The sequence below is a fragment of the Macrococcus bovicus genome (genome assembly GCF_004359575.1).
Taxonomy (GTDB): Bacteria; Bacillota; Bacilli; order Staphylococcales; family Staphylococcaceae; genus Macrococcus; species Macrococcus bovicus.
Map to the genome: position 1 here is coordinate 18,505 of NZ_SCWF01000004.1, position 14,364 is coordinate 32,868.

The 14,364-nt window shown below is 44.0% G+C and carries 17 protein-coding genes; 14 read left to right on the plus strand and 3 right to left on the minus strand.

Annotation, left to right across the window (positions count from 1 at the left end):
- Window positions 1-219: 219 nt before the first annotated feature.
- Window positions 220-645 carry a hypothetical protein gene (locus tag ERX55_RS05105; protein WP_133451508.1) on the minus strand — a complete coding sequence of 142 codons (426 nt, stop codon included), beginning with the start codon at window positions 643-645 and terminating at the stop codon, window positions 220-222.
- Between the two features lie 127 nt (window positions 646-772).
- Here ERX55_RS05105 and ERX55_RS05110 point away from each other — a divergent pair, with 127 nt between their 5' ends.
- Window positions 773-1,357 (plus strand): SMI1/KNR4 family protein, encoded by a 585-nt coding sequence (locus ERX55_RS05110; RefSeq protein ID WP_133451509.1) that lies wholly within the window; start codon window positions 773-775, stop codon window positions 1,355-1,357.
- A 96-nt stretch (window positions 1,358-1,453) separates the two neighbouring features.
- Here ERX55_RS05110 and ERX55_RS05115 read toward each other — a convergent pair whose 3' ends face one another.
- Window positions 1,454-2,776 carry an Nramp family divalent metal transporter gene (locus ERX55_RS05115; protein WP_133451510.1) on the minus strand — a complete coding sequence of 441 codons (1,323 nt, stop codon included), beginning with the start codon at window positions 2,774-2,776 and terminating at the stop codon, window positions 1,454-1,456.
- Between the two features lie 88 nt (window positions 2,777-2,864).
- Between ERX55_RS05115 and ERX55_RS05120 the strand changes: the two genes are divergently transcribed.
- Window positions 2,865-3,527: a metal-dependent transcriptional regulator gene (locus ERX55_RS05120; protein ID WP_133451511.1), complete on the plus strand. Its 663-nt coding sequence runs from the start codon at window positions 2,865-2,867 to the stop codon at window positions 3,525-3,527.
- Window positions 3,528-3,641: 114 nt separating this feature from the next.
- On the opposite strand, the gene ERX55_RS05125 is transcribed toward ERX55_RS05120, so the two are convergent.
- The gene (locus ERX55_RS05125; RefSeq protein WP_133451512.1) at window positions 3,642-4,100 is read right to left on the minus strand and encodes a hypothetical protein; all 459 of its coding nucleotides are present in this window, start codon (window positions 4,098-4,100) and stop codon (window positions 3,642-3,644) included.
- Window positions 4,101-4,423: 323 nt separating this feature from the next.
- Here ERX55_RS05125 and ERX55_RS05130 point away from each other — a divergent pair, with 323 nt between their 5' ends.
- From ERX55_RS05130 to ERX55_RS05190, 12 genes are all read left to right on the plus strand, one after another.
- Window positions 4,424-5,308, plus strand: a complete 885-nt coding sequence (locus ERX55_RS05130) for a sulfite exporter TauE/SafE family protein (RefSeq protein ID WP_133451513.1) — start codon at window positions 4,424-4,426, stop codon at window positions 5,306-5,308.
- A gap of 10 nt (window positions 5,309-5,318) precedes the next feature.
- A complete protein-coding gene (locus tag ERX55_RS05135) occupies window positions 5,319-6,290 on the plus strand; it encodes an ornithine cyclodeaminase family protein (RefSeq protein ID WP_243721459.1) in 972 nt (323 codons plus the stop codon).
- A 273-nt stretch (window positions 6,291-6,563) separates the two neighbouring features.
- Entirely contained in the window at window positions 6,564-7,526 is a 963-nt protein-coding gene (gene dhaK / locus ERX55_RS05145; protein ID WP_133451514.1) for a dihydroxyacetone kinase subunit DhaK, read from the plus strand.
- Between the two features lie 11 nt (window positions 7,527-7,537).
- On the plus strand, window positions 7,538-8,107 hold the full coding sequence (dhaL, locus tag ERX55_RS05150; protein ID WP_133451515.1) for a dihydroxyacetone kinase subunit DhaL: 570 nt from the start codon (window positions 7,538-7,540) through the stop codon (window positions 8,105-8,107).
- Window positions 8,107-8,472: a dihydroxyacetone kinase phosphoryl donor subunit DhaM gene (gene dhaM / locus ERX55_RS05155; RefSeq protein WP_243721460.1), complete on the plus strand. Its 366-nt coding sequence runs from the start codon at window positions 8,107-8,109 to the stop codon at window positions 8,470-8,472. Before dhaL ends, dhaM begins: the two co-directional genes overlap by 1 nt.
- A 75-nt stretch (window positions 8,473-8,547) precedes the next feature.
- Window positions 8,548-9,021: a DUF805 domain-containing protein gene (locus ERX55_RS05160; protein WP_165983709.1), complete on the plus strand. Its 474-nt coding sequence runs from the start codon at window positions 8,548-8,550 to the stop codon at window positions 9,019-9,021.
- 183 nt (window positions 9,022-9,204) lie between these two features.
- Window positions 9,205-9,531, plus strand: coding sequence for a DUF4870 domain-containing protein (locus ERX55_RS05165; RefSeq protein ID WP_133451518.1), 327 nt, complete (start codon window positions 9,205-9,207; stop codon window positions 9,529-9,531).
- A gap of 171 nt (window positions 9,532-9,702) precedes the next feature.
- Window positions 9,703-10,674 carry a LacI family DNA-binding transcriptional regulator gene (locus ERX55_RS05170; RefSeq protein WP_133451519.1) on the plus strand — a complete coding sequence of 324 codons (972 nt, stop codon included), beginning with the start codon at window positions 9,703-9,705 and terminating at the stop codon, window positions 10,672-10,674.
- A complete protein-coding gene (gene rbsK / locus ERX55_RS05175; protein WP_133451520.1) occupies window positions 10,667-11,551 on the plus strand; it encodes a ribokinase in 885 nt (294 codons plus the stop codon). The genes ERX55_RS05170 and rbsK overlap by 8 nt, the downstream gene beginning before the upstream one ends.
- Window positions 11,530-11,925, plus strand: a complete 396-nt coding sequence (gene rbsD, locus ERX55_RS05180; RefSeq protein WP_133451521.1) for a D-ribose pyranase — start codon at window positions 11,530-11,532, stop codon at window positions 11,923-11,925. The genes rbsK and rbsD overlap by 22 nt, the downstream gene beginning before the upstream one ends.
- Window positions 11,926-11,937: 12 nt before the next feature.
- Window positions 11,938-13,422: a sugar ABC transporter ATP-binding protein gene (locus ERX55_RS05185; protein WP_133451522.1), complete on the plus strand. Its 1,485-nt coding sequence runs from the start codon at window positions 11,938-11,940 to the stop codon at window positions 13,420-13,422.
- Window positions 13,415-14,356, plus strand: coding sequence for an ABC transporter permease (locus ERX55_RS05190; RefSeq protein ID WP_133451523.1), 942 nt, complete (start codon window positions 13,415-13,417; stop codon window positions 14,354-14,356). Before ERX55_RS05185 ends, ERX55_RS05190 begins: the two co-directional genes overlap by 8 nt.
- Window positions 14,357-14,364 lie beyond the last annotated feature (8 nt).

Here is a 14,364-nt window from a genome sequence, read left to right on the forward strand (position 1 = left end):
TCAAATTGTTTGAAAAGTGGAAATAGCTTAATATGATAGCAGATTACTAAATAAACGATGATTGCGTCTAATTACATTAAATTTTAATTTCAGAGATTAATTTATCGTTTAAAATAGATGGTCTTTTCATAACTTAAATTCCATAGTAAATTTTTTTAATTCTTGCTTTAAGCAAATTGTTTACCCTAGAGTAGTATTTCATTGATGATTTGCAGCATTTTATTTGCTTTCTCTTCCCATCCATATTCTTCTTTGCCGCCCTTCCCGGTAAATGTTATAGAAACACAGCAGAATCCAGAGAAGACTCAGTATGCGCCAGAATTGCTCGTCACTCAGATAAAAGGTGAGGTAATAACAGATGGCGGCGAAGGCGATGATGCAGAGTCCCTGAACGATTGTATTGATCCATGACCAGCGCAGCCGGACTGAGAGGGGATAGTGTCTGCTGTAATCTTCGCGGTTCAGGGTATTGGTGAAAATGTTTGTGCCGAAGCCTGCGACGAGCGTCATTGCGCCGAGGAACATAAAGAGACTATATAGATTATCCGGTGTCAGTCCTGATTTGATGATGTCAGGTAGATACAGCAAGCCGAGGATAAGCATGCCAATCTGGCTGAAAAGAAGAATAGCGTCATATCTGTTCATAGGTGTCTCCTTTACTGATGAAGGTAATTTTAGCCATTGTATCATATACTTGGCAAAAACTGTGTGCTGATGTATAAAAATATACCTCACAGGGAATAATCAACTATTACAAGGGGGGAGGTATTGTATGGACATTAAACGATTGTTTGAGAATGACAAGGTTTATTTTGCGGCTACATTGAATCCGGGTGCGACGGCTGAGGAGATGGAGGAGCTTGCTGAAGTATTCAAGGCACCGCTTGATGAACAGTTCGTGGCGCTCTACCGGGAGGCGGATGGTGAGAGTTATGACAGCATCGGTCTGTTCTTCGGTCTTGAGTGGCTGCCGCTCGAGGAAGTCATCAGGGAAGTCGAGTTCAATCAGGATGAAGCAGAGGAGATGACGGCTGCTATTGTGCCTGAAGGTGCCATTAAGGAAGGATATTATCATGCGCTCTGGCTGCCCTTTGCGACTGACGGCTTCGGTAACTTCCTGGCCGTGGACACGGATCCGGGCGAGACCGGAACGAAAGGGCAGATCATCACCTATGGCAGTGATCTTGAGACGATGTATGTTGTCGCCGAGTCATTGAATGATTTCCTGGCCTTCATCGAGAAGACGATCGATAGCGATCAGTATCATATAGATGAGGATGGACGTTTTCATTATGGCCAGGATGAAGTGCTCTTCTTTGATAAACTGAAGGAGATGGCGCTGCCTTTAAAAGGCTGAGTGCAATAAACGTCATAAAATGATATAAGCTGAATAAGCACCCCGAAGGTTGGAGGAGAACTCTAACCTTCGGGGTGCTGTTCATTTATTCTCTTTTTATATCACCTCTAAGAGGGTCTCAACTATCAGATAGAGATTAAGCACACATAGAACGACCACCGATAACCAGCCGATGATGTTGATTATTCTTCTGTTGACAAAGTCCTCTCCCATGATCTGCTTCTTGCTGGTCGCCATCAGCAAGGGGATGATGCTTAAAGGCAGTGCGAGGCTCAGGAATACTTGGGTAAATACCAGTAATTCTTCCACATTCGCTATGCTTGAGCCGTAGAAGTAGAGACAGAAAAAGACAGGAATCACGGCTAATAGGCGGGTCAGTAGGCGTCGCATCCAGGGCTTCATTCTTAAGTTGATGAATCCTTCCATGACAATCTGTCCTGATAAGGTGCCTGTGATGGTTGAATTCTGGCCGGAAGCGAGCAGCGCAACTGCAAACAGCGTACTCATCACTCCTCCGCCGACAGGACCGGCTATGTGAGATTCCTTCAGTGCCCTATATAATTCATAGAATCTGCCGAGCGACTGATGCGTGCCATAGAACAGTGCGGCACCCAATGTCAGAAGGAGACAGTTGACTAGAAAGGCGATAGACAGCTGCAGGTTGGAATCGATAGTGGCGAGTCGGATGGCCTCTTTTTTAGAGGGGTTACTGTCACGGTTATACTGTCTGGTCTGAACAATAGATGAATGCAGATAGAGATTATGCGGCATGATGGTAGCGCCCACTATACCGAGCGCCATGTATAGTATACCGCTGTTTGTGAGGACAGCCGTCTGCGGAACAAAGCCGTTCAGGATCTCTCGTGCATCGGGATGGGACCAGTAGACTTCAAAGACAAATATAATCAGAATGGTGAAGACGAGGACGCCGACGACTGCCTCTAATTTTCTGAAACCTAGTCTCATGATCAGTAACAGCAGGAAGACATCGGCTACCGTAATCGCTACCCCTATGACAAGTGGAATATCAAATAACAGATTCAGCGCGATGGCACTGCCGATGATCTCAGCTATATCTGTCGCCATGATGGCAAGCTCGGCGATGATCCAGGCAACTACAGCTTTATTTTTCGTAGTCATCCGGCGCGTCACCTGAGCGAGGTCCATGCCGCTCGCGATACCGAGACGCACACTGAGCGATTGCAGCAGCATGGCCATCAAACTGGAAAGCAGGATGACCGAGAGTAGAACATAGCCGTATTTAGCGCCTCCGCTCATCGATGTGATCCAGTTGCCGGGATCCATGTAGCCGACAGCTATTAACAGACCGGGGCCTATAAACGCGGATAATCTTTTCAGAAAAGGATAATTGTCGTTATAACGCACAGTGCTGTTTATTTCTTCTAAACTATTTTGCATCTTATCACTCCTTTTTAGGCACGCCTAACAAATTCATTATATAAAAGATATGATATATTGTAAATATAATAGGCAAGGAGATGACCTCATGGCTGTAAACAAAATTTCCGAAGAAAAAGAGGATTATTTAAAAGTGCTGCTCACTCAAGGCGGAGACAGCCGCTATGTATCCAATAAATTACTGGCCAATCAGTTGAAAGTGAAACCGCCGTCCGTCACTGAGATGATGACAAAGCTGCAGAAGGATGGACTGGTGGACTACCAGTCATATAAAGGATACATGCTGACGGAGCAAGGACTGCAGCATACGCTTGAAATCATTAAAAGACATAGACTGATCGAAAGCTTTCTTATCGAATTTCTGAATTATTCCTGGGACCAGGTGCATAGTGAAGCTGAAGTGCTTGAACATAAAGTTTCAAGTTTGTTCATCGACAGAATTGACCAGCTGATGGGCTATCCCGCACACTGTCCGCACGGCGGCATCATTCCGAGAGGGGACGACTATCAGGAGACTTATCAGAAGAATTTACTAAGTTTCAGTGAAGGAGATCTCTTGATCATCAGAAGAGCAGACGACCATCCGGAACTGTTAAGCTTCTTGGACAGCAAGCACATTAAGATCAACTCAAAAATCCAGCTGATTGAGCATGACGAGTCTACGTCACATCTGTTGATCAGACATGAAGACAATGACATAAAGGTCGATAAAAATTGGGCGAGTGGTATATATGGTGAAGTAATCACATAAGGTGGCTGATGTCTGGATTTCGATGTTGGTATGAAGCCAGTATTTAAAACGAAGAAACCTATTTAATACTGAAAAAGAACTATGGAACTGCAAGTCGCAGCTTCATAGTTCTTTTTATATCTTATGGACACTTTTGATGTCATTGAATGCTATCGGTTTCAACTCGGCAGTTGCAGTGAGACGAAATTCAAGCCAGGCATGGTTTACATCTTCTTCATCCAGGCTTTCCATATGACCTATCAGAACTTGGTTATTATGCAGAGTCAGTTTGACTTCACTATCTCCGTATATCCATAACTGATAAGGCTGATAACCGGTATAGCCATTATCATCAGCTAGATGCTGCTGTATCAATTCTTTCTGATGATACAGTTCTTTGATCCATGGGATCTCCATTAGCTTCTCTAGGTCGTATTCGTAACCGTACTTCTTGATTAATACTTCTTCAATCGCATAATCCAGGGTATTCAGAACAATGTCCATATCATCTTGAAGACTGTCATGTAAATCATAACCATATTTCAGCATAAACATTCTGTCATTTTCTCTGACAGCTAATAAAACAGGTATCATTATCAATTTCCTTTCAGTAGTTATCATATCGGACGCCGCAAACCATAGACAAATGAATAAAATATTCAATTTTATCTTGATTGTAGCATGACACAAAGTATATGAATGAAGATTCAGTTGAATAGGTGATAGGATTTTAATCGTACATAAGTAAATCACATATATTTGTGAATATATTCACAAATAGTTCGAAAATACCTGTTAATTATTATAGTATTCCAGAAAAAGTCATGGTAAATTATAGATGAGATTTAAGTCAGAATAAATTTTTTTATACGCAATTGTGAAAATAATCACAAAATTAAAAATGGGAGGTTTTAGTTATGGTCACTCTGTTAATTGTTGCCGTTGTTCTCGTGAATCTGTATTTCCTCTTTTTCTTTGCCAAAGATGTTGCCACTCATACTCAGGAGATGAAAGCTGAGCCGGCAAATGCCAAGGCTCTGCCATTCAGTTCGTTTGCCATGTTCTTTCTATCTACATTCGGTATTTCAGACTTCGCGATAGGAACAGTACTTTATGACAAACTTAAATGGGTCGACATCAAAAAACTGCCGGGTACATTGAATACCCAGTGTGTTATTCCGGTAGCTGTCATGGCGATCTGTTACATCAGTTCTATTGATGTCGGTATTAAGACACTTGTAGTCTGCATTATCTGTCAGGTCATCGGCGCTTATATCGGTCCTCGGTTTGTCGTCAAATTACCAGCTAATATTATCAAAGTCTTCATCGGTTTCGGCCTGATTGTTGCAGCCCTCCTGATCTTTGCGGGTCAGATGAACTGGATTGCTTCAAGCGGAACTGCAACTGAATTATACGGTTTTAAATTAGTACTGACAGGTTTCCTACTCTTTGTTTATGGTGCTCTCAATAATATTGGTATTGGTTCATATGCTTTGACGATGGTTACGGTATATCTGATGGGTATGGATCCTGTCGCTGCATTCCCGATCATGATGGGGGCATGTACATTCTCAGTGCCGGTCGGCAGTGTGGAATTCGTTAAATTACAGCACTACAGCAGAAAAATTACATTGTTTGCAGCAACATTCGGTGTCCTTGGCGTACTGACTGCCGTCTTCCTCGTCAAGTCTCTGGATACGTACATGCTGAAATGGGTGGTCATTGCCGTCTTGCTGTATAGTGCTTATACAATGCTTGAATCACAGTTTCATAAGAACCGGACCGACACAAAGATTGCTTAAGGAGTAGATCATGATGATTAATCTGACGAAACAAGACGTGAAAGACTGCTTCACGATGCGTGATGCCATTGAAGCGGATAAAGAAGCGCTCGCCCATTATTCAAAAGGACAGGCTATTGTACCGTTGCGCACGAATATTGACATTGCGACAAGACATGGGCAGGCACTCTTTATGCCAGGCTACGTTGAAGGCGAGAAAGACGCACTTGGAATCAAGATTGTCTCGGTATATCCGGATAACGTACAGAAAGGGTTGCCTAGTGTACCGGCCACGATGATTGTAATGAACCCTGAGACGGGGATGGTGAGTGGAATGATTGATGGCACTTATCTGACGCAACTTCGTACCGGCGCAGTCCAGGGGGCGGCAACAGAACTTTTATCACGGCCTGATGCTAAAATCGGTGCTTTGATTGGTACAGGAGGTCAAGCTGAATGCCAGCTGGAAGCGATGCTGACTGTTCGTGACCTGGAAGAAGTGCGTATCTTCGATCTGGATTTCAGCCGTGCTAGCGCTTTTGCGGAAGAGATGGCCCTGAAGTTTGGTGTACGCATGGTTCCTGTTGAGACCAGTGAGGCCTGTGTGACAGATGCTGATATCATAACCAGTGTTACCACGAGTAAGCGTCCTACTTTTGAAGCGCGTCATATTAAACGAGGTGCACATATTAATGGTGTCGGTGCCTATACAAAGGATATGTGTGAAATACCGAAAGAAATCATCAAGGACGCGGATGTAGTTATCTTTGACACAACAGATGGTGTTATGCAGGAGGCAGGTGATTTTATCCAGCCGCTTGAAGAAGGTTTCGTTAATGAAAATCAGTACAACGGAGAACTCGGTCAGCTTATTAACGGTGAGATTAAAGGACGTCAGTTAGAAGATGAAATTACCATCTTTAAGACAGTCGGTTCTGCAGTACTCGATGTCGTTACCGCATCAAAGATACTGGAAGCTTATCAGAAAAAATCCAAAAACTAAAAATAGAATATCTTGCATCCCAGATATCATTGATGATATCTGGTTTTTTTGTGGAGTCGGATGATGAAGGCAACTGTACAAGGGCACGCAGGAAAAAGAAATCATTTGACTGGTATAAAGAAGTTATAGCGACGAATGGTGAAGTGCGGGAATAATGTAAATCGGATTAATTCGATTATCGCGGAAATGACTACTATATAATTTGTCCAGCATACAATTGTTAGCGCTTTCTAATGGAAATATTTATAATATAAGCAACAGGAGGCGAATCTAATGAAAAAGTTAGTGAATGACAAGACACAGTTTGTTGCGGATATGCTGAAAGGACTTACGTTAGCGGACGACACACATGAAGTCATTGCAGATTCAGTCATTGTGCGTAAAGACAGAAAGAAGGATAAGGTGGCCCTTGTCTCAGGCGGCGGCAGCGGTCATGAACCGGCACATGCAGGTTACGTCGCACAGGGGATGATTGATGCGGCTGTCTGTGGTGAGGTCTTCACTTCGCCGACACCGGACAAGATACTTGAGGCCATCAAGGCGGTGGCGACTGATGCGGGCGTACTTCTTATCGTCAAGAACTATGCCGGTGATGTCATGAACTTTGAGATGGCGATGGAGCTTTCTGAGATGGAGGACATCAAGGTTGACCGCGTGATTGTCGCGGATGATATCGCCATCGATAACAAGGAACAGCGTCGCGGGGTGGCGGGCACTGTCTTCGTCCATAAGATTGCAGGTTACTATGCTGAGCAGGGTTTATCTCTTCAAGAAGTAAAAGCCAAAGTGGAGGCGGTGCTGCCGAATATGCATACAATCGGGATGGCACTTGAGCCTTGTATGGTGCCGACGACTGGGCAGCACGGCTTCGAGCTTGCAGCTGATGAGATGGAGATCGGTATCGGTATCCACGGCGAGAAGGGCATCTACCGCGAAAAAATGGAGACGGTCGATCAGATTGTTGCGCGGCTGATGACAGAGCTCGAGAAAGAAATCGAGGGTGACAAGTTCATCGTCATGGTCAACGGCATGGGCGGCACACCGCTCAGTGAGCTCGCGGTCGTTGCACGCTACTTAAAAGAATACTTTGATACGAAGCATCTACAGATGACAAAGCTTTTTGTCGGTAACTATATGACGGCGCTGGATATGCAGGGCTTCTCCATTACACTCCTCAAGCATGACGATGATTACGTAGCAGCTCTGGACAGTAAGGCAGCGAGTAAATACTTTTAGGAGGACTTCGTATGAATGCACATGAACTGAAAGAACGTCTGACTGGTCTCCTTAAGACCTTCGAAGAGAATGAAACATTGCTGACGAACCTAGACAGAGAGATCGGCGACGGTGATCACGGCGTGAATATGCTGCGCGGATTCAAGGCAGTGAATGACAAGCTGACCGGCGAGACCATCGCAGACGTACTGAAATCCTGCGGCATGACCTTGATGAGTGCGGTCGGCGGCGCGTCTGGACCGCTGTACGGCTTCTCGTTCGTCAAGATGTCGCAGGTCGCTGAGGATGAACTGACAGCCGGCAATATCCATGCACTCCTTGATGCGTTCAAGGAAGCGGTGAGTGCACGCGGCAAGGTGACAGGCGGCGAGAAGACGATGTATGATGTCATCAGTCCGGCAGCAGATGCCGATCATCTGCTCTCATCAGAAGAGCTGCAGCAGCTGGCTGAAGAGACGAAGGATATGATGGCGACTAAAGGACGCGCTGCCTATTTCAAAGAAAAGTCACAGGGGACGATTGATCCGGGTGCCCAGAGTGCGGTCTATATCCTCGATGCCTTGATCGGAGGTGTCCGCTGATGGAAATCTGTGTCGTCAGTCATAGTGAAGAAATTGCTGCAGGAATCCAGGAACTTGTCAGTCAGATGGCAGAGGGTCTGACGATTAAAGCAGTCGGTGGTATCGACGGCGAAATCGGCACATCGATTGATGCGATTACAGCGATGTTTGATGAAGTAGAGGATGAGGCCCTTGTCTTCTACGATATTGGCTCCAGTAAGATGAATATTGAGATGGCGCTCGAGATGAATGATTATTCACAGATCACGATCGCCCATTACCCGCTCGTGGAAGGGGCTTTTCTGGCTGGTGTGGAAATGATGCTCGGTAAAAGTAAGGATGATATTTTAGAGAGCTTGAAAAATAACTTTAAAGAGAAAGACTGACAGCTACCTCGTCCCTGGCTCTCGCTGGTAGGGGAATGAGCGAGATGATGTGTTTCTTGAGAGGGACGACTGAATATGGGAATGAGAGAAGCTATGAAGGATTTCTGGTGGTATGCCTTTACGAGTGAAGGACGGGATACACGGACACAGTTCTGGCCGCCTATGATACTGTCGGTTGCTATTTGGATGCTGATCTGCTGGTTACTCTGGTGGCTGGATGAACAGTTCTACAATCCGGGAGAAGGAATGTCTATCGGGTTACTATTTTTCTGCCTGCCGTCATTTTTTATCCTTGTCTGGGCTTGTTCCAGCGGCTTTATTCGTCGCTTACGTGATATAGGTATCAGTGAAAAGTGGTACGTCGACATACAGATAATGAGCGGAATTCCGTATTTACCGTTTCTCATTGTGTATATCATGAATGGCTTCAAACAGACAGCGTTAAGCGACACACTCTTTCAACTAGGTGCTAGTGGCTTCTTCATTATAATGGGCGTGCTGCTGCTCATATCACTGCTGCCGACAGATTGGGCACTGAAACGCAAATAACATATAGTCCTGCAGATGAACTTGAACATTCAGCTGCAGGGCTTTTTTAATAAAGAGATATCTAAAGAACGCATTCAAGAATAACTCCATCAGCCATTTACATCATTCAGCTTTATTTTTTAAAAGTGTATTTTTAGACCTGAAAAAATGGTATTATAAAGAAAAAATGATAGGAGTATACAAATGGAGATTAAAACAGAAGATAGAAATTTTGGCATGCTGATCTGGTTGTTAGGTATCTTTACGTCTATTTTAGTACCGATTGTTCTCTGGCTGGTTAAGCGCGATCAATCTGCCTATGTGGATGCCCAGGGCAAAGCTTATCTTAACTTTGGCATTTCCTATTTCATCTGGCTGACGATTTCAGGCCTCTTGATGTTTGTGTTAATCGGCTTCATTACTACACCAATTATCGGGACAGCTTATCTGATCTTTAATATCATCGGCGTAGTGAAAGCGAATGAAGGTATCGTTTACAAGCCGTTTGGCACCATTCCTTTTTTAAAGTAAAAGCATATTTTACATCAGTTTCTTAAACAAAAAGACACCCATTCCATTTTAATCAATGGAGTGGGTGTTCTATTATGATAATTTAAGGTGAGGAAATCTGAATAAGGTTTGCAATCGCTTTCTTCACGTGCTACTATGTATGTAAACGATTACATAAAGGGGGGTTTAAAAGTGGCCACAATTAAAGATGTTGCTGAATACTCCGGCGTATCCGTTGCTACAGTCTCAAGGGCTGTCAATAATTCAGGTTATGTTCATGAGGATACTCGAAAGAAAATTGATGCCGCCATTAAAGCCCTCAATTACCGTCCCAATGAAACAGCCCGTTCCTTATATAACAAGAAATCTAAAATCATCGGTCTGCTTCTGCCAGATATCAGCAACCCATTCTTTACTCTGGTGGCACGGGGAGTGGAAGATGCAGCGCTTCAGCGCGGATATCATATCATCATTGGTAACAGTGACCAGAATGTTGAGAAGGAATCAAGATATATCGAAACCTTTAAAGTAAATAACTGTGCAGGGTTTATCTCTTCCACCCTGCAGATGATAGATGCATCGCAATATATCAGCAATCTTGGTATGGCGCATGTCACGCTTGACCGGACTGATGACACGTCATTTGCAGTAGAAGCGGATCACTATAAGGGAGGCAGGCTACAGGCGACACACTTAGTCGAACAGGGGTGTCGACGTCTGTTGGTTGTTTATGGAAATCAGAAGTTCAGTTCATTTAAAAAAAGGTTTGAAGGCGCAAGAGATGCGTTGGGCGAATTTGATGTTGAGTTTGATGCAGTGGAGCTAGCATCTGATGAAATAGATGAATCATTGATGACTCAACTAGCTGATTATGATGGTCTGATCTGTTATAACGACTTGGTTGCGATTCAGCTGCTGGGTTTATTGCAGCGGTACGGACAACGTGTACCTGATGATATCCAGGTGGTCGGATATGATGATATTCTGATATCCAGTCACACCTATCCAAGTCTGACGACCATTCACCAGCCGGCCTATCGACTGGGCAGAATTGCTTGTGATCAGCTGATTGCCCTACTGAACGATGAAAAGATTGACAGATATATGAGTATTGATGTTCATCTGATTGCACGAGAAAGTACAAGGAGTGAAAAACATGAGTGAAATCTATGTTATCGGTAGTATGTCAGTTGATTTAGTGACAGAAGTTAAGAGAGCACCTAAAAAAGGTGAAACTTTGCTAGGCGACCGCTTCTTCATGACGACAGGTGGTAAAGGAGCCAATCAGGCAGTGGCAGCAGCCCGTCTTGGTGCCAGCGTCCATATGGTGGGATGTGTAGGCGATGATGAATTCGGCAAAATGATTCTAGATAATTTGATTAAAGAACAGATACAAGTCAACCATGTGGAAACGATTCCACATTGTACAAGTGGTACAGCAAGCATTATGTTGGCTGATCAAGACAACTCTATTGTTGTGGTGCCGGGCGCTAACTATAAAGTATCAGTTGAACAAGTCAGACAGGTGCTGGATGAAATCACAGCTGAGGATATCGTCTTGCTACAGAATGAAATACCACTTGAAGTGATTGAATTTGTCATCAACGAATGTCATAAGAGACAGTTGCGTCTTGTTTACAACCCTGCCCCCTTTATACCTCTGGATACCGAATTGTTGAATAAAGTAACTTATTTCACCCCTAACGAGACAGAAGTTGAAGAATTATTTGGTACCAGTTATAAAGACTTACTCCAGCAGTATCGTCGCCAGATGATTGTAACGCTAGGTGAAAAAGGTGCAACTTATTTTGATGAGGAAATGGTTACAGTACCCGCGCACTTACAAAAAGTTGTGGACACAACCGGTGCAGGCGATACATTTAACGGCGCACTTGCAGTCGCAATAAGTGAGAATATGAGTTTGTCAGAAGCAGTGGCATTCGGTAATCAGGCTGCCGGCTTATCTGTGACAGCCCTCGGTGCACAAGGCGGCATGCCGCATAGAAAGGATATGATTGAATGTATCGTACAGGAACATTGAACAGCGAGATTTCCAAAGTGTTAAGTGACTTAGGGCATACTGATGAGCTGATTATTGCAGACTGTGGTCTGCCGGTGCCTGCCGGTGTAAAGAAGATAGATTTGGCAGTTAGTAAAGGCCTGCCTTCATTTCTAGATGTGCTCAGTGAGGTTGAAAGGCATATGGTCATTGAGGGAATGGTCATGGCCGACGAGATTAAAGCAGCGAATACTGATATTCATTTAGCAGTTTTGGAACTCGGTGGTGAGATGAAGATCGAGTATGTGAGGCACGAAGAGTTCAAGCAACGAAGCCGGCAGGCTAAAGCTATTATCAGAACAGGTGAAGCGACACCTTATGCCAATATTATTTTAAGAAGCGGTGTTAACTTTTAAGGAGGTGACAGCATGATTGAAATGTCGCAGATTGAGAAATCATTTGGTGAGAACCATGTATTACGTGGAGTGGATTTCACCCTGCATAGCGCCACTGTCCATGCTTTGATGGGTGAAAACGGTGCTGGGAAATCGACTTTGATGAATATCTTATCAGGTATCCATAAGCGGGATAAAGGTATCATCAAGATGGACGGAGCGGAAGTGGACTATAGTTCTCCGAAAGACTCAGAAGAGGCAGGTATTCAGTTTATTCATCAGGAGCTTAACATCTGGCCGGATATGACTGTGCTTGAAAACCTATTCATCGGTAAAGAAGTGAGAAACAAGTTCGGTATGCTGGATGAGCGTCAGATGACAGCAGAAGCACGCCGTATCTTTAAACGACTTGATTTTAATCTGCCCTTGAACCGTCTTGCAGGTAAGTGTTCAATCGGTGAGCAGCAGATGATTGAAATATCGAAAGCGCTAATGACAGATGCCAAAGTCATTATTATGGATGAGCCGACTGCTGCACTTACCGATAAGGAAATTGAACATCTATTTATCATGATGAATCAGCTGAAAGCAGAAGGTGTGGCATTTGTATATATCAGTCATCGCATGGATGAAATATTTAAGATTGCTGATGAAATTACAGTAATGCGTGATGGCATCTCTGTGATGTCGAAACCTACGCAAGAAACCAGTTATAACGAGATTGTTCAGGCTATGGTCGGCCGCAGCCTGGATCAGCAGTTCCCTGAACGTACGACTATACCTGGAGAGATTATATTAGAAGTGTCTGACTTAACGAATGATGAGTTCGGACTTGAAGGGATTAATTTCAATCTCAGGAAAGGTGAGATTCTGGGCTTCAGTGGTCTAATGGGAGCAGGTCGTACAGAGATTATGCGCAGTCTGTTCGGGATTGATAAGGGACGGAAGAAGGTTACATTGAACGGAAAACCGGTAACAATCAATAGTCCTCAAGATGCTATCAAAAACAGGTTCGGCTTCATTACTGAAAATCGTAAAGATGAAGGTCTGGTCTTGGATGCATCAATCAAGGACAATATGACCCTTGCCAACCTGAAAAGCTTTGCAAAAAATGGGGTTGTCCAGAATAATCCGCTAGAGGAATTCGTGAATGAGATGCAGAAACGATTATCAGTCAAATCAAATAAAGATTTGCCGGTCTCTTCATTATCCGGTGGCAACCAGCAGAAAGTCGTCCTTGCAAAATGGATAGGTAACGGTCCTGCGGTTCTGATATTAGATGAACCGACACGCGGTATTGATGTCGGTGCGAAACGGGAGATATATACTTTGATGAATGAACTGACAGATCGTGGGCTATCGATTATCATGGTCTCGTCGGAAATGCCTGAAATCATCGGATTAAGTGATCGTGTATATGTGCTACAGGAAGGACGTATCACAGGTGAACTGGCGAAAGAACAGATATCGCAGGAGAATATTATGACTCTAGCAACAGGAGGCGTGTTAAATGGATAAATCATTATCACAAAAAAGCAACATTCTGGAGCGGTTAGGACCTCTGCTCGGATTGATATTGTTGGTAATCGTCATCACGATTTTGAACAACAGTTTCATCGCACCTAGCAATATCTTCAATTTATTAAGACAAGTCTCAATCAATGGCCTGATTGCGTTCGGTATGACCTTTGTCATCCTGACCGGTGGTATCGACTTGTCAGTCGGTTCAATTCTTGCCTTGTCCAGCGCTCTGTCAGCAATTATGATGACAAATGGTGTTGACCCGATCCTCGCCTTACTGATTGGTGCGATAATCGGTCTGATTCTTGGGGCCGTCAATGGTGTACTGGTTACTTTCGGCAAGATGGCACCGTTCATCGCGACATTAGCTACAATGACTATTTTCAGAGGGCTCACTCTAGTAGTGACAGATGGGAATCCGATTACCAATCTAGGTGACAGTATCTTGTTCCAGATGTTCGGCAAAGGATACTTTTTAGGCATACCTGTTCCGGCGATTACCATGTTACTTGTGTTTATCCTTCTTTATTTCGTTCTGCATAAGACTGTATTCGGGAAGCACACATACGCTATCGGAGGCAATGAGAAAGCTGCCTTCATTTCAGGTATAAAAGTCAACCGTGTCAAAATAATGATCTACGCTATTTCAGGCTTAATGGCAGCGCTTGCCGGTGCTATCCTGACATCACGCTTGAATTCTGCACAGCCGACAGCAGGAACAGCCTACGAACTGGATGCAATTGCGGCAGTGGTGCTGGGGGGAACCTCACTTACGGGTGGTAAGGGACGTATATTCGGCACATTGATAGGTGTTCTTATTATTGGTGTGTTGAACAACGGTCTTAATTTACTGGGTGTATCATCGTTCTATCAGCAAGTGATCAAAGGTATTGTGATTCTTATTGCCGTGCTGCTTGATAGAAAGAAATAAGGGATTAA

Bases quoted from the DNA above. Each gene is read 5' to 3' on its own strand.
- ERX55_RS05105 (WP_133451508.1), bottom strand. From the start codon at position 645: ATGAACAGATATGACGCTATTCTTCTTTTCAGCCAGATTGGCATGCTT.
- ERX55_RS05110 (WP_133451509.1), top strand. From the start codon at position 773: ATGGACATTAAACGATTGTTTGAGAATGACAAGGTTTATTTTGCGGCT.
- ERX55_RS05115 (WP_133451510.1), bottom strand. From the start codon at position 2,776: ATGCAAAATAGTTTAGAAGAAATAAACAGCACTGTGCGTTATAACGAC.
- ERX55_RS05120 (WP_133451511.1), top strand. From the start codon at position 2,865: ATGGCTGTAAACAAAATTTCCGAAGAAAAAGAGGATTATTTAAAAGTG.
- ERX55_RS05125 (WP_133451512.1), bottom strand. From the start codon at position 4,100: ATGATACCTGTTTTATTAGCTGTCAGAGAAAATGACAGAATGTTTATG.
- ERX55_RS05130 (WP_133451513.1), top strand. From the start codon at position 4,424: ATGGTCACTCTGTTAATTGTTGCCGTTGTTCTCGTGAATCTGTATTTC.
- ERX55_RS05135 (WP_243721459.1), top strand. From the start codon at position 5,319: ATGATGATTAATCTGACGAAACAAGACGTGAAAGACTGCTTCACGATG.
- dhaK (WP_133451514.1), top strand. From the start codon at position 6,564: ATGAAAAAGTTAGTGAATGACAAGACACAGTTTGTTGCGGATATGCTG.
- dhaL (WP_133451515.1), top strand. From the start codon at position 7,538: ATGAATGCACATGAACTGAAAGAACGTCTGACTGGTCTCCTTAAGACC.
- dhaM (WP_243721460.1), top strand. From the start codon at position 8,107: ATGGAAATCTGTGTCGTCAGTCATAGTGAAGAAATTGCTGCAGGAATC.
- ERX55_RS05160 (WP_165983709.1), top strand. From the start codon at position 8,548: ATGGGAATGAGAGAAGCTATGAAGGATTTCTGGTGGTATGCCTTTACG.
- ERX55_RS05165 (WP_133451518.1), top strand. From the start codon at position 9,205: ATGGAGATTAAAACAGAAGATAGAAATTTTGGCATGCTGATCTGGTTG.
- rbsK (WP_133451520.1), top strand. From the start codon at position 10,667: ATGAGTGAAATCTATGTTATCGGTAGTATGTCAGTTGATTTAGTGACA.
- rbsD (WP_133451521.1), top strand. From the start codon at position 11,530: ATGTATCGTACAGGAACATTGAACAGCGAGATTTCCAAAGTGTTAAGT.
- ERX55_RS05185 (WP_133451522.1), top strand. From the start codon at position 11,938: ATGATTGAAATGTCGCAGATTGAGAAATCATTTGGTGAGAACCATGTA.
- ERX55_RS05190 (WP_133451523.1), top strand. From the start codon at position 13,415: ATGGATAAATCATTATCACAAAAAAGCAACATTCTGGAGCGGTTAGGA.